Source organism: Streptococcus sp. Marseille-Q5619, assembly GCF_946901205.1.
Taxonomy (GTDB): Bacteria; Bacillota; Bacilli; order Lactobacillales; family Streptococcaceae; genus Streptococcus.
In genome coordinates this window covers 567,234-593,396 of sequence record NZ_CAMPPO010000002.1, presented here as the reverse complement: position 1 = coordinate 593,396, position 26,163 = coordinate 567,234, and the positions used below count along the sequence as shown (strand labels likewise).

Here is a 26,163-nt window from a genome sequence, read left to right as displayed (position 1 = left end):
AGTGGCTTCCTTTTGTCTTTAGAAAATACCTCTAAATATGGTAAAATAGTAGGAGAATAATGTGAGGAAAATGAATGTCAAATAGTTTTGAAATTTTGATGAATCAACTGGGGATGCCTGCTGAAATGAGACAGGCTCCTGCTTTATCGCAGGCTGATATTGAGCGAGTTGTAGTTCATAAAATTAGTAAGGTATGGGAGTTTCATTTTGTATTTTCTAATATTTTACCAATTGAAATCTTTTTAGAATTAAAGAAGGGTTTAAGCGAAGAATTTTCTAAGACAGGCAATAAAGCTGTTTTTGAAATCAAGGCTCTGTCTCAAGATTTTTCAAACCAACTCTTGCAGGACTACTATAAAGAGGCTTTTTCTGAGGGGCCATGTGCTAGTCAAGGTTTTAAGTCCCTTTATCAAAATCTGCAAGTTCGTGCTGAGGGAAATCAACTCTTTATTGAGGGTTCTGAGGCGATTGATAAGGAACACTTTAAGAAGAATCATCTTCCTAATTTAGCCAAACAACTTGAAAAATTTGGCTTTCCAACTTTTAACTGTCAGGTCGAGAAGAATGATATCCTAACCCAGGAGCAGGAAGAGGCCTTTCATGCTGAAAATGAGCAGATTGTTCAAGCAGCCAATGAAGAAGCGCTTCGTGCTATGGAACAGCTAGAACAGATGGCACCACCTCCAGCGGAAGAAAAACCAGCCTTTGATTTTCAGGCCAAAAAGGCTGCGGCTAAGCCAAAGCTGGACAAGGCGGAGATTACTCCTATGATCGAAGTGACGACGGAGGAAAATCGTTTGGTCTTTGAAGGGGTTGTTTTTGATGTGGAGCAAAAAGTAACCAGAACAGGGCGTGTTTTGATCAACTTTAAAATGACAGACTATACTTCCAGTTTTTCGATGCAAAAGTGGGTTAAAAATGAGGAAGAAGCTCAGAAATTTGACCTTATCAAGAAGAATTCTTGGCTCCGAGTTCGTGGGAATGTGGAGATGAATAACTTCACACGCGATTTGACTATGAACGTGCAGGATGTGCAGGAAGTTGTTCACTATGAGCGGAAGGATTTGATGCCAGAAGGTGAGCGTCGGGTTGAGTTTCATGCTCATACTAATATGTCGACCATGGATGCTCTACCAGAGGTCGAAGAAATCGTTGTGACAGCTGCTAAGTGGGGACACAAGGCTGTTGCTATCACGGACCATGGGAATGTCCAGTCCTTCCCACACGGCTATAAGGCGGCCAAAAAAGCGGGAATCCAGCTAATCTATGGAATGGAAGCCAATATCGTTGAAGATCGGATTCCTATCGTTTACAATGAAGTGGAGATGGACTTGTCAGAAGCGACCTATGTGGTCTTTGACGTGGAAACGACAGGGCTATCAGCCATCTATAATGACTTGATTCAGGTTGCAGCCTCTAAGATGTACAAGGGGAATGTCATTGCTGAATTTGATGAATTTATTAATCCCGGGCATCCCTTGTCAGCCTTTACTACTGAGTTGACTGGAATTACAGATGATCATGTCAAAAATGCCAAACCACTAGAACAAGTTTTACAAGAATTCCAAGAATTTTGTAAGGATACGGTTCTAGTTGCTCACAATGCGACCTTTGACGTTGGCTTTATGAATGCCAATTATGAGCGTCATGGTCTGCCAAAGATTAGTCAGCCAGTTATTGATACGCTGGAGTTTGCTAGAAACCTCTATCCTGAGTATAAACGTCATGGTTTAGGGCCTTTGACCAAGCGTTTTGGTGTGGCCTTAGAACATCACCACATGGCCAATTACGATGCGGAAGCTACTGGTCGTCTGCTCTTTATTTTTATCAAAGAAGTAGCAGAAAAACATGGAGTGACCGATCTAGCTAGACTAAACATTGATTTGATTAGTCCAGATTCTTATAAAAAAGCTCGGATTAAGCATGCGACCATCTATGTCAAGAATCAGGTAGGTCTAAAAAATATCTTTAAGCTGGTTTCTTTGTCTAACACTAAGTACTTTGAAGGGGTGCCACGAATTCCGAGAACGGTTTTAGATGCCCATCGAGAGGGCTTGATTTTAGGATCAGCCTGTGCAGAAGGTGAAGTTTTTGATGCGGTCGTTTCCCAAGGTGTGGATGCGGCGGTTGAGGTGGCCAAGTATTATGACTTTATTGAGGTCATGCCACCAGCTATCTATGCTCCCTTGATTGCCAAGGAGCAGATCAAGGATACGGAAGAACTACAGACCATTATCAAAAGTTTGATAGAAGTGGGAGACCGTCTTGGCAAGCCTGTTCTTGCTACGGGGAATGTCCACTATATCGAACCAGAAGAAGAAATTTACCGTGAAATTATCGTCCGTAGTTTGGGACAGGGTGCGATGATTAACCGAACTATTGGTCATGGTGAACATGCCCAACCAGCTCCTCTTCCCAAGGCTCATTTTCGAACGACCAATGAGATGTTGGATGAATTTGCCTTCTTGGGAGAGGAACTGGCTCGGAAATTGGTTATTGAAAATCCCAATGCCTTGGCAGATATCTTTGAACCTGTTGAGGTTGTTAAGGGTGACTTGTACACGCCTTTCATCGACAAGGCTGAAGAAACGGTCGCTGAATTGACCTACAAGAAAGCTTTTGAGATTTATGGAAATCCGCTACCAGATATCGTTGATTTGCGAATTGAAAAGGAATTAACATCCATTCTGGGGAATGGATTTGCTGTGATTTATCTGGCTTCCCAGATGCTGGTACAACGTTCCAATGAACGGGGTTACTTGGTTGGTTCTCGTGGGTCTGTCGGATCTAGTTTCGTTGCGACCATGATTGGGATTACAGAGGTCAATCCTCTCTCTCCTCACTATGTCTGTGGTCAGTGTCAATACAGTGAGTTTATCACAGATGGTTCTTACGGTTCAGGTTTTGATATGCCCAATAAGGACTGTCCAAACTGTGGTCACAAACTCAGCAAAAACGGGCAAGATATTCCGTTTGAAACCTTCCTTGGTTTTGATGGAGACAAGGTTCCCGATATTGACTTGAACTTCTCGGGAGAAGACCAACCTAGCGCTCACTTGGATGTTCGTGATATCTTTGGTGAGGAATATGCCTTCCGTGCAGGAACGGTTGGTACAGTAGCTGCCAAGACTGCCTATGGATTTGTCAAGGGTTACGAGCGAGATTATGGTAAGTTTTATCGTGATGCAGAGGTAGAACGCCTCGCTCAAGGTGCAGCTGGTGTCAAGCGGACAACAGGCCAACACCCGGGGGGAATCGTTGTTATTCCTAACTACATGGATGTCTATGATTTCACGCCTGTTCAGTATCCAGCGGATGACGTGACGGCTGAATGGCAAACGACTCACTTTAACTTCCACGATATCGATGAGAACGTCCTCAAACTCGATGTATTGGGACATGATGATCCGACCATGATTCGAAAACTCCAAGATTTGTCTGGTATTGACCCCAATGAAATTCCTATGGATGACGAAGGCGTGATGGCCCTCTTTTCTGGGACTGATGTGCTAGGTGTGACTCCTGAACAAATCGGAACTCCGACGGGCATGCTGGGGATTCCAGAGTTTGGAACCAACTTTGTCCGAGGGATGGTCGATGAAACCCATCCGACGACTTTTGCAGAATTGCTTCAGCTGTCTGGACTGTCCCACGGTACTGACGTTTGGTTGGGAAATGCCCAGGATTTGATTAAACAAGGGATTGCGGATCTATCAACCGTTATCGGTTGTCGAGACGACATCATGGTTTACCTCATGCATGCTGGTCTCGAACCTAAGATGGCCTTTACCATCATGGAACGGGTACGTAAGGGCTTGTGGCTCAAGATTTCTGAAGAAGAGAGAAATGGCTATATCGAAGCTATGAAGGCTAATAAGGTGCCAGAGTGGTATATCGAATCCTGTGGGAAAATCAAGTATATGTTCCCTAAGGCCCATGCGGCAGCCTACGTTATGATGGCCTTGCGTGTAGCTTACTTCAAGGTTCACCATCCCATTTATTATTATTGTGCTTACTTCTCCATTCGTGCCAAGGCTTTTGATATCAAGACCATGGGTGCGGGCTTGGATGCTATCAAACGCAGAATGGAAGAAATCTCTGAAAAACGGAAGAACAATGAAGCCTCTAATGTGGAAATTGATCTTTATACAACTCTTGAGATTGTTAATGAGATGTGGGAACGAGGTTTCAAGTTTGGCAAACTAGATCTCTACCGTAGTCAGGCGACAGAGTTCCTCATCGATGGGGATACCCTCATTCCGCCATTTGTAGCAATGGATGGTCTGGGAGAGAACGTTGCCAAGCAACTGGTGCGAGCGCGTGAAGAGGGAGAATTCCTCTCTAAAACAGAACTACGCAAACGCGGTGGCCTCTCATCAACTTTGGTTGAAAAGATGGATGAAATGGGGATTCTGGGCAATATGCCAGAGGATAACCAGTTGAGTTTGTTTGATGAGTTGTTTTAAAAAAAATTAACAGACGGACAAATATTGTCCATCTGTTTTGTTATACTATAAGTATAAAAGAAAAAGAGGTTTAAATGATGAACAATACAGGATTAGATAGCAAATATCAATTTGAAAATTTTGTAGAAAAAGATGGTAATGCTTTAGCAAAGAAAGAAGCCTTAGAAGTAGTAAAGAACTTAGGATTAAAACATAATCCTCTTTATATTTATGGAGACTCAGGTTCGGGTAAAACACATCTCCTACAAGCTATTGGTAATAAGGTTCTTGAGAATAATCCAGAAAAACGAGTAAAATACATTTCTGCTGAAAACTTATTGGAAAATGAGCTAGAAATACAAAAAGTTAGAAGTGAGGAGTTTGATCTCCTAATCGTTGATGATATCCAGATATTGGGAGAAAAAGATGATATGATTCAAGAAAAATTCTTTAATCTTTTTAATTCTCTACATGTTAAGGATAAGCAAATTGTTTTATCTAGTGACTCTGAACCAGATCAATTGAAAAATGTTCAATCTCGTTTGATTGTTCGTTTTAAGTGGGGAATGCCAGTGTGTCTAGCATCAATTGAATGATAAAAAGGACTGCAGATGAATGATCAAGAGAGACTACTAACAATTTTTTTACGTTTACAGTTAGGTACTTCACTAGGAAAAAAGCAACTGGCTCAGGAATTTGAGGTTAGCGAAAAGACGATACAGAGAGATTTTTCGCTACTTCGTGATATTTTATCTAGTAACACCAGTTATAGTGGAGATTTGCTTTATAACCGTAAGACGAATAAGTATTGTTTAGCAAGTAAGTCAGTTTTTAATAAAAAGGATATTCTAGTTATTTCAAAGATTTTATTGGAAAATCGAGCACTGAATCGGTCAGAAATTGCTAGCTTACTAAATAATTTACAGGTCTTGGTTCCCCGTGCTGATCAGAAAGAAATTGAGCAGATCATTGGCAGCGAAAAGCTTAACTATGCTCCCTTAACGGATCAACAAAATAGAATAGAGAAAATTTGGAATTTATCAGAAGCTATTTTGCGTGAACAGGTTCTAGACATTATCTATCAAAAACCTTATTCTGAATCTTCTAAGAGGCAGACTGTTTTACCAGTCTCTCTTTACTATGATAGTCATTATTTCTATCTGGTTGTTTACCAGTTGAAACATGCTACTTATATTACTTTAAGAGTAGATCGTATCCAGTCATGGTCTCTTAGTGGTATAGAGAAACCCTCTATTTCTTATCGAGATAAATTTAGAGATGGCGACATTCGTAACGAGAGAGTAGATGCTTTTATCGGGAAGAAAATCAGTATTGAAATCGAGTACTTGTACGATCCGACGATTGTGATGGATCAATTTCCAAATGCAAAAATAGTTGGGAAAAATGGCGATTGGACTCATTTTAAATTTGAAAGTCAGCACACACCGGGGCTTAAACGCTGGTTGCTGGGGCAAGGAGAAGCGGTTACTGTTTTGTCTCCTCGGATTTTAGTAGAGGATATGAAGCAAACAGTTCAAGAAATGATAGATAAATATAGATGAGGATAAAATGACTATTCAATTTACTTCTAAAAAGGTTGGAGAACTATTGAAAGAAGGGAAGTTGCGGATTCCTTCTTATCAAAGACCATATAAATGGAACAGAAAACATATCCGTAATCTTTTTTATGATTTACGAGATGCTATGGGTAAAAAGGAATATCAGATAGGATCCGTTATCCTGCATGAAAATGAACATGAAAATGAAGGACACTTAGATATTGTCGATGGACAGCAACGGCTAATTTCAATTTCTTTGTTTCTTCATTTATTAGATGATTTAGAGAATTATAAGGGTGCTAATCAACTGTTGAGTGCTGAATTTGGAGAGATATCTTGCTATCATGCGAGTGAAAATTATAATGAGTGGAAAAATTTGACTCAATTGGTTGGCAAAAATCAGGCAAAAGATATTTGCAACTTTTTATTAGAGAATTGTGCTGTCTCTGTGATTACTATGCCACAGAAACGATTATCAGAGGCCTTTCAGCTATTTGATTCTCAGAATAATCGTGGAAAATCTCTAGAACCTCATGATTTGCTCAAAGCTTATCATCTTCGCAAACAAGATTCCGAAGATGAAAGAATTGTGGAAAAGTGGGAGCAATTTGTAGAGGATAAAGAGTTAAGTCTCAAAGAGTTGTTTGATAAACATCTTTTTCGTATGAGACGTTGGTCTCGAGGAGAGACAGGCTTGACAAACAAGCGTTATGGTTCTTATCTCCGTTTTACAGAGGACTTTATTGACGATTTTAAAGGTGTTGATTTGAATCAGAACTTTCCATATCTAGAATTGTATCGTCATATTGAAAATCTTCCTATGTCAATTACTATGCCAATCATTGATGGAAGTAAATTTTTTGAGTATATTGAATCTGCTCATGAAACTATTAGAGTTCATAAAAATTTTTTAAATAAACAGTTAGGGGTCTCTAATGAGTCAGAGGAGGAAGAACAAAATTTAGCTTACCCAGAAGGTATGTTAAACATTTACAATAGCTCAAAAGGACGCTATCTCAAATGTCACAATATATTCCTAAATATTTGCTCGCTTTTCGCAGATAGATTTGGAAAAGAGGAGCTATCAAAGGAGATAGTAGAGACCTTGTTTATTTGGTCTTACTACCCTCGAGTTAAATCTAAAGCCATATATGATGCGACGGTTGGGAACTATGCTGCTGGTGGAAGGTTTAGACAAAAAGAGGTTCAAAAGCTATTTCAACTTTTATCCTATGCTGTCACTCCGAATGATTTTATGATCAAGATAGATAGAGAGTTATTTGAAAATTATACTGTGGATAGGATTATAGAAGAGGAAAAAGATAAATGGTAGAAACACATATAAGCTTATCAGTTAATCGTTTGTTAAATGAAGATACCTATGCTATCCCTCTTTATCAGAGAAATTTTGCTTGGACTTATGATGAAATTGAACAGTTATTGAACGACGTAGCAGATGCTTTTCAAGAAAATAGAGACAATTACTATAACAATTACTATATTGGAACATTGGTCGTTAATAACGAGAATGACATTTTCAAAATCATAGATGGGCAACAACGGACAACCGCCCTTAATTTGATTGCCCTAGCTTTGAAACATGAGTTTGGTTTTGATAGATTGAAAGCTGTCAATCTTACCTTCCCAGCTCGGAAGAAATCAAATGAGAATATTCAAAAGCTATTTACCAAGCAAGAAATTTCAGAGGGAGATGAAAATGAGTTGACTAGAGGCTACGGACATGCTAAAGATGCATTGAAAAAAGTGCTAGAGGAGCGCCAATTGGATCCTCAGTCTTTCGTTGATTATCTTTTTGAGAATGTTATCATTTTTCGGAGTATACTTCCTGAAGATTTAGATTTGAATCTTTATTTCGAACGTTTCAACTCTCGAGGCGAACAACTAGAGGCTCATGAGATTCTTAAGGCACAAATGATGTCTAAATTTGGTGAAGATCAAGAAATGGCACAAAAATTTGCGAGAATTTGGGAAGCCTGTGCAGAGTTTGATAAGCCGGTAGCAAGTCAGTTTAAGATGCGGCGGAAGAGAGCAGATGACTTTCAAGAACGTGAACGTATTTTTGGATGGCATTTTACAAATTACTCATTTCATAATATTTATAATGATATTGATTTTCATCAAAATGAAAGAAGAAAGTTATCAGATATATTAGGAAAAAAGATAACTGAAAAAAATATAGAAGTAGACAAAGATTTTGGCGATTATACTACAGTCATTGATTTTCCAACATTCTTACTCCATGTATTGGCAATTGCGGAAGGTAAGAAAACTGATGAGATTCAACTAGATGATAAGAAACTCTTAGCACTATTTGATATAAAAAATAAAGATAAAACTTGGGTTATTGAATTTAGTGAATTTCTTCTTAGAATAAAACATATTTTCGATAATTACATCGTTAGAAACTCGAATACGGATTCTTCAAGTAGAAATAAGGATGAATGGTTTTTACAGAAGGGGACTTATTATGAATATCAACCTAATGGGAAAGCGAAAGAGCATTACATAGTTGAAGAACGCTTTACTAAGAATACATTTTCAGATTCGGAAATTAACCAAAACATTATTCTTCTCCAATCCATGTTTGCTGTGACATTTACTGCCAATCGTGACAGTCGTTGGTTATATGAAATTTTACAATTCCTCTTTAACCGTATTGAAGAGTTAAATCAAGCAGAATTTGCTGGTTCGTTTAAGAATTTTCTTGAGAAAATGGCAGTGAGATATGCTGAGGAAAGATTGTTCACTGAAGATAAAAGTATCAAAACATATGGGGAAATTCCTGTTTATGCTTTTAACTTTGTAGATTATGTTTTATGGAAAAATCGTGAAGAATTGAAGAAAGATTACGATATTAAGTTTGAAGATTTCAAATTTGCATATCGCCGTTCCATAGAGCATTGGTTTCCACAACATCCAAATAGTGATGAAATAGTGGAAAAGATGGATGATAAATTTTTGCACTCCTTCGGGAATCTTTGTATCATTACTGATAGTCAAAATTCGAAGTTTGGAAATTTAGTTCCAAGTGCAAAGTATAAACAGTGGGAAGGAATTTTCAATCGCCAGAGTTTAAAATTACAGATGATGGCAGACGTAACGGTAAAAAATGATAAATGGAGTATTCGTGAGATTCAATTTATGGAAAAAGAAGTGGAAAGATATGTACACGACTTTTGTTTTAGTTAATTAAAAACAAGCTTTATTAGGCTTGTTTTTAAATTTATATCATATGTGATATACTAGTAACGGAGGATATTTCATGAAACTAAGAATATTTGCGGAAGATAAGCCAGCTGAGAAGATATTTGAATATCAATTAGAACTTGCTGATCAGACAATACTTCTATCAACAGCACTCTTGTCAGGTGCTATTGCTTTAGCAGGATTATTCTCTGCTTTGAAAGAAAAATAAAAATAGAAAAGAGAAAACAACATGGTTTTACCAAATTTTAAAGAAAATCTAGAAAAATATGCAAAATTATTGGTTGCAAATGGAATCAACGTGCAACCTGGTCACACTTTGGCTCTCTCTATCGATGTGGAGCAACGTGAGTTGGCTCACTTAATCGTCAAAGAAGCTTATGCCTTGGGTGCGCATGAGGTTATCGTTCAGTGGACAGATGATGTCATTAACCGTGAGAAATTCCTCCATGCGCCAATGGAGCGTCTGGACAATGTGCCAGAATACAAGATTGCTGAGATGAACTATCTCTTGGAAAATAAGGCTAGCCGTCTTGGGGTTCGTTCATCTGATCCAGGTGCCTTGAACGGAGTGGATGCTGACAAGCTATCAGCTTCTGCTAAAGCTATGGGACTTGCTATGAAGCCAATGAGAATCGCCACTCAATCCAACAAGGTTAGCTGGACTGTAGCAGCCGCTGCTGGACTTGAATGGGCCAAGAAGGTCTTTCCGAATGCTACGAGCGATGAAGAAGCAGTCGATCTCCTTTGGGACCAAATTTTCAAAACTTGCCGTGTCTACGAAGCAGATCCTGTTAAGGCTTGGGAAGAGCATGCAGCTATCCTCAAGAGCAAGGCCGATATGCTTAATAAAGAGCAATTTTCAGCTCTTCACTACACAGCGCCAGGGACCGATTTGACCCTTGGCTTGCCGAAGAACCACGTTTGGGAATCAGCTGGTGCTATCAATGCACAGGGCGAAGGATTCTTGCCAAATATGCCGACAGAGGAAGTTTTCACAGCGCCTGACTTCCGTCGCGCAGATGGTTATGTCACTTCTACAAAACCGCTTAGTTATAACGGAAACATTATTGAAGGTATTAAGGTGACCTTTAAGGATGGGCAAATCGTAGATATCACTGCAGAAAAAGGCAATCAAGTCATGAAAGACCTTGTCTTTGAAAATGCGGGTGCGCGTGCCTTGGGTGAATGTGCCTTGGTGCCAGATCCAAGCCCAATTTCTCAGTCAGGCATAACCTTCTTTAACACCCTTTTTGATGAGAATGCATCAAATCACTTGGCTATCGGTGCAGCCTATGCGACTAGCGTAGTTGGTGGAGCGGAGATGAGCGAAGAGGAGCTTGAAGCCGCGGGGCTTAACCGTTCAGATGTTCACGTAGACTTTATGATTGGTTCTAACCAAATGGATATCGATGGTATCCGTGAGGATGGGACACGTGTACCACTCTTCCGTAACGGAGATTGGGCAAATTAAGGAGACAAGATGATAGGAAGTATGTTTGTTGGTCTCCTAGTGGGATTTTTAGCAGGTGCTCTGACCAATCGTGGAGAGCGAATGGGATGTTTTGGAAAAATGTTTCTAGGATGGATTGGTGCCTTTATAGGCCACTTGCTTTTTGGGACTTGGGGACCGATAATAGCAGGAACTGCCATTATTCCGGCAGTACTAGGTTCCATGATTGTCTTAGCGATTTTCTGGAGACGAGGAAGTTAATTTCTTAAATCTGATACTCAATGAAAATCAAAGAGCAAACTAGGAAACTAGCCGCAGGCTGCTCAAAGCACTGCTTTGAGGTTGTAGATAGAACTGACGAAGTCAGCTCAAAACACTGTTTTGAGGTTGTGGATAGAACTGACGAAGTCAGCTCAAAACACTGTTTTGAGGTTGTGGATAGAACTGACGAAGTCAGTAACCATACCTACGGCAAGGCGACGTTGACGCGGTTTGAAGAGATTTTTGAAGAGTATGAAACGAAAAGGAGGTTGGTCATTGTACCAGCCTCCGTTTGATATGATATAATAGTTCTATGAGATTAGATAAATTTTTAGTTGCCTGTGCTGTAGGGAGTCGGACTGAGGTCAAAAACTTGCTCAAGGCTGGGCGCGTGACGGTAAATGGTAAAAAAGAAAAATCAGCTAAATTGCAGATTGATGAAAAAATAGATGAGATTCGCTTTGATGGGCAAGTGCTGGAGTATGAAGAGTTTGTCTACTACATGATGAACAAGCCCAAAGGAGTTATCTCAGCGACTGAGGATCCCAAGCATAGAACCGTTCTGGACTTGCTGGATGATATTGCTCGGAGCAAGGAAGTTTTCCCAGTAGGACGCTTGGATATTGACACGCATGGTCTTTTGCTCTTGACCAATGACGGCAAGCTTGCCCATGATCTTCTTTCACCCAAGCGTCATGTAGACAAGACGTATCTGGCTCAGGTCAAGGGAATTATGACCCAAGAAGATGTGGAGACATTTGCCAAGGGAATTCCGCTCAAAGACTTTACCTGTAAGCCCGCTAGACTGGAGCTTGTGTCCATAGATGCAGAAAAAAATCAAAGCCAAATTCGTGTGACCATTGCAGAAGGGAAGTTTCATCAGGTCAAGCGTATGGTGGGCTATTGTGGTAAGGAAGTAGTAGACCTACAGCGTTTGACTATGGGAACTTTAGTTTTAGATGAGAACTTGCAGCGAGGAGAATGGCGTCGCTTGACCAAGGAGGAATTAGAAGTTCTCCTTGCAAGTATTGCTTAATTTAGTTTATATTCGAAAAAGGTGAGGGACAATGTCCTTGCCTTTTATGTTTTTCAGTTGCTTCCTTTGTAAAAAGCGTTATAATAGACTGTAGAATAAAAGGAGGAATCTATGAACGCGATTCAAGAATCATTTACTGATAAACTATTTGCCAACTATGAAGCAAATGTAAAATACCAAGCGATTGAAAATGCTGCCAGCCACAACGGAATTTTTGCAGCCCTAGAACGTCGCCAAAGCCATGTAGACAATGCACCTGTTTTCTCATTGGACTTGACCAAGGACAAGGTAACCAACCAGAAGGCTTCTGGTCGTTGCTGGATGTTTGCGGCCCTCAATACCTTCCGTCACAAGCTCATCTCACAATACAAACTGGAAAATTTTGAGTTGTCACAGGCCCACACTTTCTTCTGGGACAAGTATGAGAAATCAAACTGGTTCTTGGAGCAAGTGATTGCGACTGCAGACCAAGATTTGACTAGCCGCAAGGTTAAATTCTTACTTCAAACACCTCAACAAGACGGAGGTCAGTGGGATATGGTCGTTTCCCTCTTTGAAAAATATGGTGTCGTGCCCAAGTCAGTTTATCCTGAGTCTGTTTCATCTAGCAGCAGTCGTGAGCTAAATGCGATTCTTAATAAATTGCTGCGTCAAGATGCTCAAATTTTGCGTGACTTGCTTGCTTCTGGCGCAGACCAAGCGACTGTTCAAGCTAAGAAAGAAGACCTCTTGCAAGAAATCTTTAACTTCCTTGCCATGTCACTAGGACTTCCACCACGTCAGTTTGACTTTGCTTATCGCGATAAGGATAACAACTACCGAAGCGAAAAGGACATTACGCCACAGGAATTTTACAAGAAATACGTCAATCTTCCTCTAGAAGACTACGTTTCTGTTATCAATGCTCCAACTGATGACAAGCCTTACGGCCAATCTTACACAGTTGAGATGTTGGGAAATGTGGTTGGTAGCCGTGCGGTTCGTTACATCAACGTTCCAATGGAGCGCTTGAAAGAATTGGCAATTGCTCAAATGCAAGCAGGTGAGACTGTTTGGTTTGGTTCAGATGTCGGACAGCTCAGCAACCGTAAAGCTGGAATCCTTGCGACAGATGTTTATGACTTTGAATCAAGCATGGACATTAAACTTACTCAAGACAAGGCTGGACGTTTGGACTACAGCGAAAGCTTAATGACCCACGCTATGGTCTTGACAGGTGTTGACTTGGACGAAAATGGTAAATCAATCAAGTGGAAGGTTGAAAACTCATGGGGAGACAAGGTCGGTACAGATGGTTACTTTGTTGCCTCAGACGCTTGGATGGATGAATACACCTACCAAATCGTTGTCCGTAAGGAATTGCTGACAGCCGAAGAACAAGCTGCCTATGAAGCAGAACCAATTGTGCTTGCACCATGGGATCCAATGGGAGCCTTGGCTGAATAAAAGCATAGAAAAAAGGAATCAGGTTTAGAACCTGATTCCTTTTAAGTTGCTTGATTACATGATGTGAAGAACATGTGCCACAATACCCACTGCGAAGAGTGCAAGGATAATAGTGATTGGAGATACTTTTTTCTTAAGCAAGTACATGCAAAGTAAAGTAAGGAGTAGTCCTGATAGTCCAGGAATCAACATATCCAAGTTTTGTTGGAAAGTAGTAACTTTTTCAGGTGTTTGAGATAATCCTTGTCCTACTTGTGCGAATGCTTCTTGGATACCTTTAGACCCTTCTGGCAATTTATCCCAATGGATATAAGCCTTTTCATCTAGTTGAACTTTGGCAACATCGAAAGCAAATTTAATATTTACCCAACGTTGAACAAGGACAGCAAGAATGAACATACCAAGGATAGAAGCTCCTTTAGTGATGTCTTGGAGGATACCGCCAGACATATCTTTAGTGATTTCTGATCCAGCCTTGTATCCAATCTCTTGTGTATACCACAAGAATGACATACGAATCAAGTTCCAAAGAACGAAGAAGAGGATTGGACCTAAGATATTACCAGTAAGGGCAAGTGAAGCACCGAGTGATCCAAGGATTGGGCGTACTGTAAACCAGAATACTGGGTCACCGATACCAGCAAGAGGTCCCATCATACCGATTTTAACCCCTTGGATAGCAGCATCATCGATCTCAACACCGTTAGCACGTTCTTCTTCAAGTGCAAGAGTAACCCCCATGATTGGAGCGGCTACATATGGGTGAGTGTTGAAGAACTCAAGATGGCGTTCAAGAGCAGCGATTTGATCTTCTTTTTTAGTGTAGAGTTTTTTAAGAGCTGGAATTAATGAGTAAGCCCAACCCAAGTTTTGCATACGTTCATAGTTCCAAGAACCTTGTAAGAAAGTTGAACGCCACCAAACTTTTTTACGATCTGATTTAGTTAATTGAAGTTTTTCAGTCATGATGTTTTCAGTCCTTTCTTATCTTAGTAGTCTTCTAGGATATCGCCGATTGGGTCGTTAGAAGTTGCGGCTCCTCCGCCACCATTTCCACCAGTTTTAGAAAGGTGAAGGTAGATAAGAGCGATAGCAACACCGATAGCACCAAATCCGATTAGAGTAATATCTGACACGGCAGCAAGTACGAAACCGATAGCGAAGAATGGCCATACTTCACGAGTTGCCATCATGTTGATAACCATAGCGTAACCGACGGCAACGACCATACCACCACCGATAGCCATACCATCTTTGAGCCAATCAGGCATAGCATTTAGAATGCTTTGTACTGTTTCAGTTGGTACCATTAGAAGGAGTGCTGCAGGGACTGCAATACGAAGACCTTGAAGAAGAAGTGCGACAAAGTGAGCACGCTCAACTGCTTTGAAGTCACCTTTTTTAGCAGAAGCATCAGCAGTGTGAACCAATCCGACAGAGAGTGTACGGACAATCATAGTCAAGAATAGACCAGCAACTGCAAGAGGGATAGCAACCGCTTGGGCAACACCGATACCTGTCTTAGTAAAGTCGCCACCAAGAACCATGATAATGGCAGCAGCAACAGAAGCAAGAGCAGCGTCAGGAGCTACGGCAGCTCCGATGTTAGCCCAACCAAGGGCGATCATTTGAAGAGAACCACCAAGGATAATCCCTGCTTCAAGGTTACCGGTAACAAGACCGATAAGGGTACAAGCTACGATTGGTTGATGGAATTGGAACTGGTCGAGGATACCTTCAAGACCTGCTAGGAAGGCTACAACGACTACTAAAACCATAGAAATAATAGACATCTTTAAAATCCTTTCATAAAATCGATTATTGCACGTTTGCTTTGTTGATCAAGTCAAACAAATCTTTTTTGGTGTCGTTTGGTACTTTACGTACATCAAATTCAACACCAAGGTCACGCATTTTTTCAAATGTAGCAACGTCTTCTTTATCCATAGACAAAACGTTGTTAACCATTGTTTTACCAGTTGAGTGAGCCATTGATCCAACATTAAGAGTTTTGATTGGCACGCCACCTTCGATAGCACGAAGGGCATCTTGAGGTGTTTCAAACAAGATAAGGGCATGTGTTTCTCCGAAGCGAGGATCTTTTGCAACGTCGATTAGTTTTTGGATAGGAACAACGTTTGCTTTCACTTTACCTGGAGCTGCTTGTTTAATCAATTCTTTACGAAGATCGTCGTTGGCAACGTTATCTGAAGCAACGATAATACGGTCTGCTTTTGAATCTGGAGTCCAAGCAGTTGCAACCTGACCGTGAAGGAGACGAGTGTCAAGACGGGCAAGGTTAATCTTGAGTTTTCCATCTCCGATAACAGTTCCTTCTGGGATAGCAGCTTGGGCAACTGGAGCAGCTGCAGCAGTTGCAACTTCTTCAACTGGATTTAACTCTTCTGGAAGAGCCTTGATGCCATCTTTGGCTTCTTTGATAATATTCGCAGCGACTTTTTCTACACCTGCAGCAGCGTCCATCAGGCGCTCTGTGTAGGCTTGGATTAACATCGGTAAGTTAAGTCCTGTGATGATGGCAAACTTACGCTCAGGATTTTCTCCCATCACGCGACTAGCTTGGTTAAATGGAGATCCACTCCAAAGGTCAGCCAAAACTAGAACCTCATCTTCTGCGTCAAATGCAGCAACAGCGTTATTAAACTTAGCGTATAGATCATCAGGACCTTCATTTGGCATAAAGGTTACAACTTGAACCTTTTCTTGTTCACCAAAGATCATAGATCCTGACTGATGAATACCCGCAGCAAATTCGCCGTGGCTCGCAATAATGATTCCGATACTCATTATTGTCATTCCTCCTTTTTTGTTTTAGTTTTCATTTAAGAAAACTTTAAGACTTTTTAAGTATAAACCGTTTTCATCTAAAAATCAACTATTTATCATAAAATAATTAAAAAGATTACATCTGAAAATATTGATATATTGAGTTTTAGAGAAGTTTTTTTGAATCCTTATTTAAAAATTTAATATAAAAAAGTTGGAAGCGCATTCCAACTTTTAAAATAGGTTTTTATTAGATTAATGGGTGAAGTCGAGTACCATACGTCCTTGGATTTGACCTTTTTCCATTTCGTCGAAAATGGCTACGGCATCTTCTATTGGACGTTTTTGAACAACTGGAACTACTAAACCTTCTGCACCGAATTGGAAGGCTTCTTCCAAGTCTTTACGAGTTCCTACAAGAGAACCGATGACTTGGATTCCATCTAGAACGGTTTTTACGATACTTAGTTCCATCATTTCAGAAGGAAGGCCGACAGCGACAACGCGACCACCAGCACGAACTGAGTCAACAGCCTGGTTGAAGGCAACTTTAGATACAGCAGTTACGACAGCTGAATGAGCTCCACCATCAGTTTTTTCCTTGATGAGTCCAGGTACATCTTCAACTTCTAGGCCGTTAATAACAATGTCAGCACCTACTTCTTTTGCAAGGGCAAGTTTGTCATTGTTGATATCAACTGCGATAACATGAGCATTGAATACTTTTTTAGCGTATTGAACAGCTAGGTTACCAAGCCCACCAGCACCATAAAGGACAACCCATTGGCCTGGTTCAACTTTGGCCTCTTTAATAGCTTTATAGGTTGTTACGCCAGCACATGTGATAGAAGAAGCTTGGGCTGGATCAAGTCCGTCAGGAACTTTGACGGCATAGTCAGCAGTTACGATACATTGTTCAGCCATACCACCATCTACTGAGTAGCCAGCATTTTTCACTGTACGGCAAAGGGTTTCGCGACCAGTTGTACAGTATTCGCAAGTGCCACATCCTTCAAAGAACCAAGCAACGCTGACGCGGTCACCGACTTTAAGGCTTTTCACATCTGGAGCAATTTCTTTAACGATACCAACACCTTCGTGGCCAAGGACACGTCCTGGTACCTGACCGAAGTCACCATGAGCAACGTGGAGGTCAGTGTGGCAGACACCGCAGTATTCAATTTCTACAAGTGCTTCTCCAGTTTCAAGTGGACGGAGTACTTTTTCTTCAACAGCAACACCAGTGCTTTCTGGATTTACAACAACAGCTTTCATAGCTATCCTCCTTTATATTGACCGAGAACAGGGACAACGGGACTGGATTGATTTTTTCAACAGAGTCGAGTGTGACGAGCTCTCTTGTATTTATATGTGAAGTATATCACAAAAGAAAGCCTTTTCCAAGGTTTTGGAGGCAAAAAGTAGAACAATCGATTAACTGGTTGATGAGACTGTGAAAAGAGCACAAAGACCAGCTCGCAAGCTGGTCAGAATGGACTATAAGAATAAGTCTTGTAGGGTTTTGGCAACACCGTCTTGGTCATTGGTCAGAGAAATTTGCTCATCTGCATAAGGGAGTAGCTCTGGATTGGCATTTTTCATGGCATAGCCCTTCCCAGCAAAAGCTAGCATTTCGGTATCATTGTGTTCATCTCCAAAGGCAATCAAATCCTTTTTATCGCGGTTCATTACCTTGAGCAAGTAGTCCAAGGCAAAGGCTTTGTTGACACCTTTTGGGGTACACTCAAGGATATTGAGCGGACCTCCCCAGGTATTGATAGACAGTTGATGCTGGTAGAAGGCGTTCATTTCTTTTGCCAAGGCATATTTGTCGCTGGCTCTGGTCTGCAGCAGAATACAGTTAGGATCCTTGGTCACCAATTCAGGCTGGAATTGATTTTCAGGCTGGAAAGCTTCTACACCAAATAGTTTGGGATTGGCAATTTCTTCATTGGGATTTGTAATGTAGAATTTTTTACGATATTCTCCAGCGATAAAATCGGCTTGAATGTCCTCTGAACGTCGAACCATATCTAAAAGATATTTTTTGTCTACCGTCAAACACTTTTCAAAATCCCAAACTTGGTCTGGTAAATGAGTAAGGGATCCGTTGAAGTTAATCATAGGAGTGTCTAAGCCCAGTTCACGGTAAAAATCTTTTGACATACGGTAAGGGCGACCTGTCGTAATAATAACCTGATGGCCTTTTTCAGCAACTTTTTTGATGGTTTTTTTGGTAAAGTCAGAAATTTGACTGTCTGAGTTGAGTAGGGTTCCATCCAGATCTAGTGCAATAATTTTTTTCGTCATATGAACCTTTCTAGTGTCTTTCCAGATAAGATGTCTTCTATTATAACAAAAAGCAGACAGAAAAGCAGATTCCAAACAAAAAATGAAATTCCATCAAATTCTTAAATAAATTAAACAAAGATATTGAAAAAGTGAATGATAAATGATATAATTCTATTATTGTTCGTAAAAATTAAAAGGAGATTGATAATGGACAAATTATTTAAACTAAAAGAGAACGGTACAGACGTTCGTACAGAGGTTCTCGCTGGTTTAACGACTTTCTTCGCAATGAGTTATATTCTCTTTGTAAACCCACAAATTCTTTCGCAAACAGGAATGCCTGCTCAGGGTGTATTCCTCGCAACGATTATCGGTGCAGTTGCTGGTACCCTGATGATGGCCTTCTACGCCAACTTACCATATGCTCAAGCGCCAGGTATGGGACTCAATGCCTTCTTTACCTTTACAGTTGTATTCGGGCTTGGTTATTCATGGCAAGAAGCCCTAGCTATGGTCTTCATCTGTGGAATTATCTCATTGATTATTACCTTGACAAATGTTCGTAAAATGATCATTGAATCGATTCCCAATGCTCTTCGCTCAGCTATTTCAGCTGGTATCGGTGTCTTCCTTGCCTATGTAGGGATTAAGAATGCTGGACTTTTGAAATTCACGATTGATCCAGGAAACTATATTGTTGTAGGAGAAGGGGCTGACAAAGCCCAAGCAACGATTGCAGCAAACTCTTCAGCGGTTCCAGGATTGGTCAGCTTTAATAATCCAGCTGTTTTGGTGGCTCTTGCAGGACTTGCCATTACTATCTTCTTTGTTATCAAAGGAATTAAAGGGGGAATTATTCTCTCTATCTTGACAACAACTGTTCTTGCTATTGCAGTTGGTTTGGTAGATTTGTCTAGCATCGATTTTGCTAATAACCATGTTGGTGCAGCCTTTGAAGACTTGAAGACAGTCTTTGGTGCAGCTCTTGGTTCAGAAGGTTTGGGAGCTTTGGTTTCAGATACAGCTCGCTTGCCTGAAACTCTGATGGCCATTCTTGCCTTCTCATTGACAGATATTTTTGATACAATTGGTACCTTGATTGGTACAGGTGAAAAAGTTGGTATCGTAGCGACAAATGGTGAAAATCACCAATCAGCTAAGTTGGACAAGGCTCTTTACTCTGACTTGATTGGTACTTCAATTGGTGCCATCGCTGGTACTTCGAACGTAACGACTTATGTTGAGTCTGCTGCTGGTATCGGTGCAGGTGGACGTACTGGTTTGACAGCTTTGGTTGTAGCTATCTGTTTTGCGATCTCAAGCTTCTTTAGCCCACTTCTAGCGATTGTACCAACAGCCGCTACAGCTCCAATCTTGATTATCGTTGGGATTATGATGTTGGCTAGCTTGAAAAATATCCATTGGGACGATATGTCTGAAGCGGTTCCTGCTTTCTTCACATCTATCTTTATGGGATTCAGCTACTCTATCACTCAAGGGATTGCAGTTGGTTTCTTGACTTACACTTTGACTAAGCTTGTCAAAGGTCAAGCTAAAGATGTTCACGTCATGATTTGGATTTTGGATGCCTTGTTTATCCTTAACTACATCAGTATGGCACTATAAATGCTATAATATAAAAAGGGGTTCTCCCCTTTTTATATTATAGTTACTTGAAAATTGCTTCAAACTAGGTAGGTGATTTTGATTGAATGGTAGGAGTATGATTGATGATAAAAAAGAATATTTGGGATGAAGTATTAAACAGGGGGAAGTGGTTAATAATCTTTCTAGTAGGGCTTTTGTTTTCTCAGTTTCCTTTAGCCCTAGCAACTTTTTTAACTAGCAGAAAATTTCCACTGCTTCAAACGGGACTATTAGTAGGGGCCTTATCTCTTGTGGTTTTAACTGTATTTATAATAGGTGCTAGGAAAACACAGTTGGCTAGTTTTGGTTTATCGTTTTTCAAGGCTAAGGATTTGGCTAGATTGGCCTTAAGCTATCTAGTGATTCTTGCCTTTAATATTCTTGGTGTGGTCTTGCTGCGTTTGATGAATGAAACAACAACCAGCAATCAATCAAATATTAATGATTTGGTCCAGAATAGTTCCTTAATTTCCAGTTTTTTCTTACTGGTTCTAATAGCTCCTATTTGTGAGGAGATTTTATGTCGAGGAGTGATTCCTAAAAAACTCTTTCGTGGTAAAGAAAATGTGGGTTATATAGTCGGTGCTATTATCTTTGCCTTGCTTCATTTACCGACAAATCTACCTTCTCTTCTTATCTATGGAGGTATGTCGATCGTTCTGTCTTGGACAGCCTACAAGACCCAACGTTTGGAAATGTCTATCTTACTTCACATGATTGTGAATGGAGTTTTTTTCTGTTTGTTGGCTCTTGTGGTGATCATGAGTCGGACATTAGGGATTTCTGTTTAATACTCAATGAAAATCAAAGAGCAAACTAGGAAACTAGCCGCAGGCTGCTCAAAACACTGTTTTGAGGTTGTAGATAAGACTGACGAAGTCAGTCACATATATACGGCAAGGCGACGTTGACGCGGTTTGAAGAGATTTTCGAAGAGTATAAGATTATTGACAATTGCTTACTTGTTTCTACTGGGAAAAAGATGAATGCAATCGTGTCCATCTTTTTCTTTTTATGGTAAAATAGAGAAATAATATGGTGAAAAGCCTTGAGGGAGTGACCGATATGTCAAGTAAAGCCAATCATGCAAAGACAGCTATTTGCGGAATTATCAATGTAACCCCAGATTCCTTTTCGGATGGTGGTCAATTTTTTGCGCTTGAGCAGGCGCTCCAGCAGGCTCGTAAATTGATAGCAGAAGGAGCCAGCATACTAGATATCGGTGGAGAATCAACTCGGCCGGGAAGAAGTAGCTATGTTGAGATAGAAGAGGAAATCCAGCGTGTTGTTCCAGTGATTAAGGCTATTCGCAAGGAAAGTGATGTCCTCATCTCTATTGATACTTGGAAGAGTCAGGTGGCAGAGGCTGCTTTGGCTGCTGGTGCCAATCTAGTCAATGATATCACTGGTCTCATGGGTGATGAAAAAATGGCCTATGTGGTTGCTAAGGCTGGAGCGAAGGTGATCATCATGTTTAATCCCGTTATGGTTCGACCTCAGCATCCTAGCTCGCTCATATTTCCTCATTTTGGCTTTGGTCAAGCTTTTACAGAGGAAGAGTTAGCTGACTTTGAAAAAATGCCAATCGAAGAGTTGATGGAGACTTTCTTTGAACGAGCACTAGCGAGAGCAGAGGAAGCTGGGATTGCACAAGAAAATATCCTGTTGGATCCAGGAATCGGCTTTGGTCTGACCAAGAAAGAAAATCTGCTTCTTTTACGGGACCTGGATAAACTACATCAGAAGGGCTATCCAATCTTTCTTGGAGTGTCGCGCAAGCGGTTTGTCATCAATATCCTTGAAGAAAATGGTTTTGAAGTCAATCCTGAGACAGAACTTGGTTTCCGCAATCGAGACACAGCTTCGGCTCATGTAACTAGTATCGCTGCGAGACAGGGTGTGGAAGTGGTGCGCGTGCATGACGTAGCTAGTCACAAAATGGCAGTTGAAATTGCCTCCGCCATTCGTCTGGCTGATGAAGCGGAAAATCTAGATTTAAAACAATATAAATAAGATGAAAGAAATTGAAAATAATCAGTGGATTGCTAACTACGGGGCGGATCAGCCGCATTTTGGCTTGGAACGAATGGTGGAACTGTTAGCTTTGCGTGGCAATCCCCATCTCAAACTCAAGGTCATCCATATCGGAGGGACCAATGGCAAGGGTTCGACCATTGCTTTTTTGAAAAAGATGCTAGAAAAGCTAGGGATGAGAGTTGGTGTTTTCAACTCCCCCTATCTCATTCATTACACAGACCAGATTAGCATCAATGGGGAATCTATCCCAGAAGCGAAGCTAGAAACTCTCATGGCAGACTATCAGTCTTTGCTGGAGGGAGAAGCGGCCGCTAATTTACAGGGCACAACCGAGTTTGAGATTATCACAGCCATAGCCTATGATTACTTTGCCGCAGAGCAAGTAGATGTGACCATTATGGAAGTGGGCATGGGAGGACTTTTGGATAGTACCAATGTCTGCCAGCCTATTTTGACAGGAATTACAACTATTGGCTTGGATCATGTGGTCCTACTTGGTGACACCTTGGAGGCCATAGCAGAGCAGAAGGCTGGTATTATCAAACAAGCTATTCCCTTGGTGACAGGTCGTATCGCTCCAGAAGCTTTGGCTGTGATTGACCGCATTGCGGAAGGGAAAGATGCGCCGAGACTTGCCTATGGGAAAGATTATCAAGTTAGTCATCAAAAGAGTGTGGTTACAGGCGAAGTCTTTGACTATACAAGTGTTGTCAGACAAGGTCGCTTCCAGACTGGTTTGCTTGGTTTGCACCAGATAGAGAATGCTGGGATGGCCATAGCTTTACTTGATACTTTTTGTCAAGAAGATGGTCGAGAGCTAGCAAGCAATGACCTGCTTGCTCAAGCTTTGGAAGAAGCAAGTTGGCCAGGGCGTTTGGAAGTTGTGTCGAGAGACCCCCTGATGATTTTGGATGGGGCCCACAATCCCCATGCTATCAAAGCTTTATTAGCAACCTTGCAAGAACGCTTTGCGGATTATCGTAAGGAAATCCTCTTTACTTGTATCAAAACCAAGGCCTTGGAGGATATGTTGGACTTGCTGGGGGCCATGCCAGATACCGAGCTTACTCTGACACATTTTGACGATAGTCGGGCGACTGATGAAAAAGTGCTTGAAGAGGCAGCTAAGTCTAGAAATCTCAGCTACCAAGGTTGGCAGGATTTTCTAGAGCAGAAATTGACAGATAAAAAAGAAGAGAAACAAACAGTTAGGATTGTCACGGGTTCCTTGTATTTCTTGAGCCAAGTGAGAGCCTATCTGATGGAGAGGAAGAACGAAAATGGATACACAAAAGATTGAAGCAGCTGTAAAAATGATTATCGAGGCTGTAGGAGAAGACGTTAATCGCGAGGGCTTGCAGGAAACACCTGCTCGTGTTGCTCGTATGTACCAAGAGATTTTTTCAGGTCTTGGTCAAACAGCGGAGGAACATTTGTCAAAATCCTTTGAGATTATTGACGATAATATGGTGGTAGAAAAGGATATCTTTTTCCATACTATGTGTGAACACCACTTTCTACCATTTTATGGGAGAGCGCATATTGCCTACATTCCAGATGGTCGTGTGGCAGGTTTGTCTAAGCTAGCCCGTACGGTTGAAGTTTATTCGAAAAAACCACAAATTCAAGAACGTTTGAATATCGAGGTGGCTGATGCCTTGATGGACTATCTAGGTGCTAAAGGAGCCTTTGTTGTCATTGAGGCGGAACATATGTGTATGAGCATGCGTGGTGTCAGAAAACCAGGCACTGCAACCTTGACGACAGTAGCTCGTGGTCTATTTGAAACAGATAAGGACCTTCGAGATCAGGCTTATCGTTTAATGGGACTATAATACTCTTCGAAAATCAAATTCAAACCACGTCAGCTTCCATCTGCAACCTCAAAACAGTGTTTTGAGCAGCCTGCGGCTAGCTCCTTAGTTTACACTTTGATTTTCATTGAGTATAAAAAGAATCCGCTTTGGGCAGATTTTTCTAGAAAGGAATCATTATGGATCAACTGCAGATTAAGGATTTGGAAATTTTTGCCTATCATGGCCTCTTTCCAAGTGAGAAAGAATTGGGGCAAAAGTTTGTCATTTCAGCGACCTTATCTTATGATATGACCAAGGCGGCTACAGACTTGGATTTAACGGCTTCTGTCCATTATGGAGAACTATGTCAGCAGTGGACGACTTGGTTTCAGGAAACGAGTGAGGACTTGATTGAAACGGTAGCCTACAAACTGGTGGAACGTACTTTTGAGGCCTATCCTCTTGTCCAAGAAATTAAGTTGGAACTGAAAAAACCTTGGGCGCCGGTTCATTTGCCATTAGATACTTGCTCGGTAACCATTCATCGTCGCAAGCAACGAGCCTTTATCGCCCTAGGAAGCAATATGGGAGATAAACAAGCAACCTTGAAACAAGCCATTGAGAAAATGCGAAATCGAGGTATCCAAATTCTCAAAGAGTCCAGTGTCTTGACGACGGAGCCTTGGGGTGGTGTGGAGCAAGATAGCTTTGCTAATCAAGTGGTTGAAGTAGAAACATGGTTGCCTGCTCCAGTGCTATTAGAGACCTTGTTAGCCATTGAGTCAGAGATGGGACGGGTGAGAGAAGTGCATTGGGGACCTCGTTTGATTGATTTGGACTTGCTCTTTGTGGAGGACCAGATCCTTTATACAGCCGACCTCATATTGCCTCATCCTTACATAGCGGAACGCCTTTTTGTCCTTGAATCTCTACAAGAAATTGCGCCTCATTTTATCCATCCTACATTAAAGCAACCGATCCGCAACTTGTATAATGCTTTGAAAAAATAGAAAAAACTCTAGTTTTCAGTAGTTTATAACTGAAGGCTAGAGTTTTTAAAATAGGTCATTTTCTTCTGGGAGGAGGATAGTCTCTCTACCGTCCATGTCTAAAACTAGGACTCTGGGGGGATAAAGAGGGTCGAAAGGGTGGTTGAAGTCAAAATCAATAGCTGTAGGGAGGTGTTGACTTGAGAAATGGAAGGTAATTTTTCCTTGGTTATTAAGCAATTGAAACTCAAGTTCTTCTTCCAATTCAAAGACATTTTTTAAGAAATGGTCGATGATATACCAAAAAGAGTCAATAACGTCATCAGGCAAACTGGTAACAATGCCAAAACTAGCAGACCGCATGTGGGTATTGGTAAAAGCCATATCTCTGCTCCCTTTCTTTTCCCTTATCATACAGCAAATAGGATTAAAAATCAAGAAAAGATGATTTTTTGAAAAGGATTTTAGCTACAGGGAAAAAATCCCAAAAATATCCCGAAATTAATAGGTAAATTCCCAAATTAACTTGATTATATGACTTTCAGTTACTTTGAGAAGTTACGGTTTAGAAAAATATTTTTCATATCTATTGACTTTTAGGGGTGAAATTTGGTATTATAGTAGGCGGTATTGTTTACCCCATTTGAAAGGCCCCGGAACCTTCCAAATACTTTTCGATGGGAAGGAACACCCATCACCGTAAACAAAAATCGAACTATATATAGGAGAAATCATGAACAAAACAACATTTATGGCTAAACCAGGCCAAGTTGAACGTAAATGGTACGTAGTTGACGCAACTGATGTACCACTTGGACGTCTTTCTGCAGTAGTTGCTAGCGTACTTCGCGGAAAAAACAAACCAACATTTACACCACACACTGATACAGGTGACTTTGTGATTGTTATCAATGCTGAAAAAGTTAAATTGACTGGTAAAAAAGCAACTGATAAAATCTACTACACTCACTCAAACCACCCAGGTGGATTGAAACAAATCTCTGCAGGTGAACTTCGTTCTAAAAATGCAGTACGTTTGATCGAGAAATCAGTTAAAGGTATGCTTCCACACAATACTCTTGGACGCGCTCAAGGTATGAAGTTGAAAGTATTTGTTGGAGCTGAACACACTCACGCTGCACAACAACCAGAAGTTCTTGACATTTCAGGACTTATCTAAGGAAAGGAAC

The 26,163-nt window shown here is 40.9% G+C and carries 24 protein-coding genes; 18 read left to right on the top strand and 6 right to left on the bottom strand.

Translation table 11 applies throughout. The annotated features are described in order from the left end of the window. Positions 1-74: 74 nt before the first annotated feature. From OC530_RS03905 to pepC, 11 genes are all read left to right on the top strand, one after another. Complete coding sequence (locus tag OC530_RS03905) at positions 75-4,466, top strand: PolC-type DNA polymerase III (RefSeq protein WP_262079660.1); 4,392 nt, start codon at positions 75-77, stop codon at positions 4,464-4,466. Between the two features lie 74 nt (positions 4,467-4,540). After that, entirely contained in the window at positions 4,541-5,041 is a 501-nt protein-coding gene (locus OC530_RS03900) for a DnaA ATPase domain-containing protein (RefSeq protein ID WP_262079659.1), read from the top strand. Between the two features lie 15 nt (positions 5,042-5,056). Then, the gene (locus OC530_RS03895) at positions 5,057-6,007 is read left to right on the top strand and encodes a YafY family protein (protein ID WP_262079657.1); all 951 of its coding nucleotides are present in this window, start codon (positions 5,057-5,059) and stop codon (positions 6,005-6,007) included. Positions 6,008-6,014: 7 nt separating this feature from the next. Next, positions 6,015-7,337, top strand: coding sequence for a DUF262 domain-containing protein (locus tag OC530_RS03890; protein WP_262079655.1), 1,323 nt, complete (start codon positions 6,015-6,017; stop codon positions 7,335-7,337). Next, positions 7,331-9,214, top strand: coding sequence for a DUF262 domain-containing HNH endonuclease family protein (locus tag OC530_RS03885; protein ID WP_261036330.1), 1,884 nt, complete (start codon positions 7,331-7,333; stop codon positions 9,212-9,214). The genes OC530_RS03890 and OC530_RS03885 overlap by 7 nt, the downstream gene beginning before the upstream one ends. Before the next feature lie 73 nt (positions 9,215-9,287). Further along, entirely contained in the window at positions 9,288-9,440 is a 153-nt protein-coding gene (locus tag OC530_RS03880; protein WP_262079652.1) for a hypothetical protein, read from the top strand. 21 nt (positions 9,441-9,461) lie between these two features. After that, positions 9,462-10,703: an aminopeptidase gene (locus OC530_RS03875; protein ID WP_049524134.1), complete on the top strand. Its 1,242-nt coding sequence runs from the start codon at positions 9,462-9,464 to the stop codon at positions 10,701-10,703. A gap of 9 nt (positions 10,704-10,712) precedes the next feature. Beyond that, entirely contained in the window at positions 10,713-10,943 is a 231-nt protein-coding gene (locus OC530_RS03870; RefSeq protein ID WP_000580443.1) for a GlsB/YeaQ/YmgE family stress response membrane protein, read from the top strand. Positions 10,944-10,963: 20 nt separating this feature from the next. Beyond that, positions 10,964-11,239: a hypothetical protein gene (locus OC530_RS03865; protein ID WP_262079649.1), complete on the top strand. Its 276-nt coding sequence runs from the start codon at positions 10,964-10,966 to the stop codon at positions 11,237-11,239. A 17-nt stretch (positions 11,240-11,256) separates the two neighbouring features. Further along, entirely contained in the window at positions 11,257-11,979 is a 723-nt protein-coding gene (locus OC530_RS03860; RefSeq protein ID WP_001234892.1) for a pseudouridine synthase, read from the top strand. 111 nt (positions 11,980-12,090) lie between these two features. Beyond that, positions 12,091-13,425, top strand: coding sequence for an aminopeptidase C (gene pepC, locus OC530_RS03855; RefSeq protein WP_262079646.1), 1,335 nt, complete (start codon positions 12,091-12,093; stop codon positions 13,423-13,425). Between the two features lie 54 nt (positions 13,426-13,479). On the opposite strand, the gene OC530_RS03850 is transcribed toward pepC, so the two are convergent. The 5 genes from OC530_RS03850 to OC530_RS03830 all read right to left on the bottom strand — a co-directional run bounded on the left by OC530_RS03850 (position 13,480) and on the right by OC530_RS03830 (position 18,522). After that, the gene (locus OC530_RS03850; RefSeq protein WP_000136864.1) at positions 13,480-14,391 is read right to left on the bottom strand and encodes a PTS system mannose/fructose/sorbose family transporter subunit IID; all 912 of its coding nucleotides are present in this window, start codon (positions 14,389-14,391) and stop codon (positions 13,480-13,482) included. A 23-nt stretch (positions 14,392-14,414) separates the two neighbouring features. Beyond that, a complete protein-coding gene (locus OC530_RS03845; protein ID WP_000022716.1) occupies positions 14,415-15,218 on the bottom strand; it encodes a PTS mannose/fructose/sorbose transporter subunit IIC in 804 nt (267 codons plus the stop codon). Positions 15,219-15,243: 25 nt separating this feature from the next. Next, the gene (locus OC530_RS03840; RefSeq protein WP_262080038.1) at positions 15,244-16,233 is read right to left on the bottom strand and encodes a PTS sugar transporter subunit IIB; all 990 of its coding nucleotides are present in this window, start codon (positions 16,231-16,233) and stop codon (positions 15,244-15,246) included. A 234-nt stretch (positions 16,234-16,467) separates the two neighbouring features. Next, complete coding sequence (adhP, locus tag OC530_RS03835) at positions 16,468-17,487, bottom strand: alcohol dehydrogenase AdhP (RefSeq protein ID WP_000649185.1); 1,020 nt, start codon at positions 17,485-17,487, stop codon at positions 16,468-16,470. A 222-nt stretch (positions 17,488-17,709) separates the two neighbouring features. Then, the gene (locus OC530_RS03830; protein ID WP_262079642.1) at positions 17,710-18,522 is read right to left on the bottom strand and encodes a Cof-type HAD-IIB family hydrolase; all 813 of its coding nucleotides are present in this window, start codon (positions 18,520-18,522) and stop codon (positions 17,710-17,712) included. A gap of 189 nt (positions 18,523-18,711) precedes the next feature. Here OC530_RS03830 and OC530_RS03825 point away from each other — a divergent pair, with 189 nt between their 5' ends. From OC530_RS03825 to folB, 6 genes are all read left to right on the top strand, one after another. Further along, complete coding sequence (locus tag OC530_RS03825; protein ID WP_262079640.1) at positions 18,712-20,130, top strand: NCS2 family permease; 1,419 nt, start codon at positions 18,712-18,714, stop codon at positions 20,128-20,130. Between the two features lie 104 nt (positions 20,131-20,234). Next, a complete protein-coding gene (locus OC530_RS03820) occupies positions 20,235-20,942 on the top strand; it encodes a type II CAAX endopeptidase family protein (RefSeq protein WP_262079638.1) in 708 nt (235 codons plus the stop codon). 244 nt (positions 20,943-21,186) lie between these two features. After that, entirely contained in the window at positions 21,187-22,164 is a 978-nt protein-coding gene (gene folP, locus OC530_RS03815; protein ID WP_262079636.1) for a dihydropteroate synthase, read from the top strand. A gap of 1 nt (position 22,165) precedes the next feature. After that, entirely contained in the window at positions 22,166-23,488 is a 1,323-nt protein-coding gene (locus OC530_RS03810; RefSeq protein ID WP_262079634.1) for a folylpolyglutamate synthase/dihydrofolate synthase family protein, read from the top strand. Beyond that, a complete protein-coding gene (gene folE / locus OC530_RS03805) occupies positions 23,469-24,023 on the top strand; it encodes a GTP cyclohydrolase I FolE (RefSeq protein ID WP_000380921.1) in 555 nt (184 codons plus the stop codon). Before OC530_RS03810 ends, folE begins: the two co-directional genes overlap by 20 nt. Before the next feature lie 158 nt (positions 24,024-24,181). Next, positions 24,182-24,994 carry a dihydroneopterin aldolase gene (gene folB, locus OC530_RS03800; RefSeq protein ID WP_262079631.1) on the top strand — a complete coding sequence of 271 codons (813 nt, stop codon included), beginning with the start codon at positions 24,182-24,184 and terminating at the stop codon, positions 24,992-24,994. A gap of 45 nt (positions 24,995-25,039) precedes the next feature. Here folB and OC530_RS03795 read toward each other — a convergent pair whose 3' ends face one another. Beyond that, the gene (locus OC530_RS03795; protein ID WP_000886035.1) at positions 25,040-25,357 is read right to left on the bottom strand and encodes a DUF960 domain-containing protein; all 318 of its coding nucleotides are present in this window, start codon (positions 25,355-25,357) and stop codon (positions 25,040-25,042) included. 349 nt (positions 25,358-25,706) lie between these two features. Here OC530_RS03795 and rplM point away from each other — a divergent pair, with 349 nt between their 5' ends. Then, a complete protein-coding gene (gene rplM / locus OC530_RS03790; protein WP_001044624.1) occupies positions 25,707-26,153 on the top strand; it encodes a 50S ribosomal protein L13 in 447 nt (148 codons plus the stop codon). Positions 26,154-26,163 lie beyond the last annotated feature (10 nt).

What these genes read in the sequence shown, in the direction of transcription:
- OC530_RS03905 (WP_262079660.1), top strand. Translation starts at nt 75, where the DNA reads ATGTCAAATAGTTTTGAAATTTTGATGAATCAACTGGGGATGCCTGCT.
- OC530_RS03900 (WP_262079659.1), top strand. Translation starts at nt 4,541, where the DNA reads ATGATGAACAATACAGGATTAGATAGCAAATATCAATTTGAAAATTTT.
- OC530_RS03895 (WP_262079657.1), top strand. Translation starts at nt 5,057, where the DNA reads ATGAATGATCAAGAGAGACTACTAACAATTTTTTTACGTTTACAGTTA.
- OC530_RS03890 (WP_262079655.1), top strand. Translation starts at nt 6,015, where the DNA reads ATGACTATTCAATTTACTTCTAAAAAGGTTGGAGAACTATTGAAAGAA.
- OC530_RS03885 (WP_261036330.1), top strand. Translation starts at nt 7,331, where the DNA reads ATGGTAGAAACACATATAAGCTTATCAGTTAATCGTTTGTTAAATGAA.
- OC530_RS03880 (WP_262079652.1), top strand. Translation starts at nt 9,288, where the DNA reads ATGAAACTAAGAATATTTGCGGAAGATAAGCCAGCTGAGAAGATATTT.
- OC530_RS03875 (WP_049524134.1), top strand. Translation starts at nt 9,462, where the DNA reads ATGGTTTTACCAAATTTTAAAGAAAATCTAGAAAAATATGCAAAATTA.
- OC530_RS03870 (WP_000580443.1), top strand. Translation starts at nt 10,713, where the DNA reads ATGATAGGAAGTATGTTTGTTGGTCTCCTAGTGGGATTTTTAGCAGGT.
- OC530_RS03865 (WP_262079649.1), top strand. Translation starts at nt 10,964, where the DNA reads ATGAAAATCAAAGAGCAAACTAGGAAACTAGCCGCAGGCTGCTCAAAG.
- OC530_RS03860 (WP_001234892.1), top strand. Translation starts at nt 11,257, where the DNA reads ATGAGATTAGATAAATTTTTAGTTGCCTGTGCTGTAGGGAGTCGGACT.
- pepC (WP_262079646.1), top strand. Translation starts at nt 12,091, where the DNA reads ATGAACGCGATTCAAGAATCATTTACTGATAAACTATTTGCCAACTAT.
- OC530_RS03850 (WP_000136864.1), bottom strand. Translation starts at nt 14,391, where the DNA reads ATGACTGAAAAACTTCAATTAACTAAATCAGATCGTAAAAAAGTTTGG.
- OC530_RS03845 (WP_000022716.1), bottom strand. Translation starts at nt 15,218, where the DNA reads ATGTCTATTATTTCTATGGTTTTAGTAGTCGTTGTAGCCTTCCTAGCA.
- OC530_RS03840 (WP_262080038.1), bottom strand. Translation starts at nt 16,233, where the DNA reads ATGAGTATCGGAATCATTATTGCGAGCCACGGCGAATTTGCTGCGGGT.
- adhP (WP_000649185.1), bottom strand. Translation starts at nt 17,487, where the DNA reads ATGAAAGCTGTTGTTGTAAATCCAGAAAGCACTGGTGTTGCTGTTGAA.
- OC530_RS03830 (WP_262079642.1), bottom strand. Translation starts at nt 18,522, where the DNA reads ATGACGAAAAAAATTATTGCACTAGATCTGGATGGAACCCTACTCAAC.
- OC530_RS03825 (WP_262079640.1), top strand. Translation starts at nt 18,712, where the DNA reads ATGGACAAATTATTTAAACTAAAAGAGAACGGTACAGACGTTCGTACA.
- OC530_RS03820 (WP_262079638.1), top strand. Translation starts at nt 20,235, where the DNA reads ATGATAAAAAAGAATATTTGGGATGAAGTATTAAACAGGGGGAAGTGG.
- folP (WP_262079636.1), top strand. Translation starts at nt 21,187, where the DNA reads ATGGTGAAAAGCCTTGAGGGAGTGACCGATATGTCAAGTAAAGCCAAT.
- OC530_RS03810 (WP_262079634.1), top strand. Translation starts at nt 22,166, where the DNA reads ATGAAAGAAATTGAAAATAATCAGTGGATTGCTAACTACGGGGCGGAT.
- folE (WP_000380921.1), top strand. Translation starts at nt 23,469, where the DNA reads ATGGATACACAAAAGATTGAAGCAGCTGTAAAAATGATTATCGAGGCT.
- folB (WP_262079631.1), top strand. Translation starts at nt 24,182, where the DNA reads ATGGATCAACTGCAGATTAAGGATTTGGAAATTTTTGCCTATCATGGC.
- OC530_RS03795 (WP_000886035.1), bottom strand. Translation starts at nt 25,357, where the DNA reads ATGGCTTTTACCAATACCCACATGCGGTCTGCTAGTTTTGGCATTGTT.
- rplM (WP_001044624.1), top strand. Translation starts at nt 25,707, where the DNA reads ATGAACAAAACAACATTTATGGCTAAACCAGGCCAAGTTGAACGTAAA.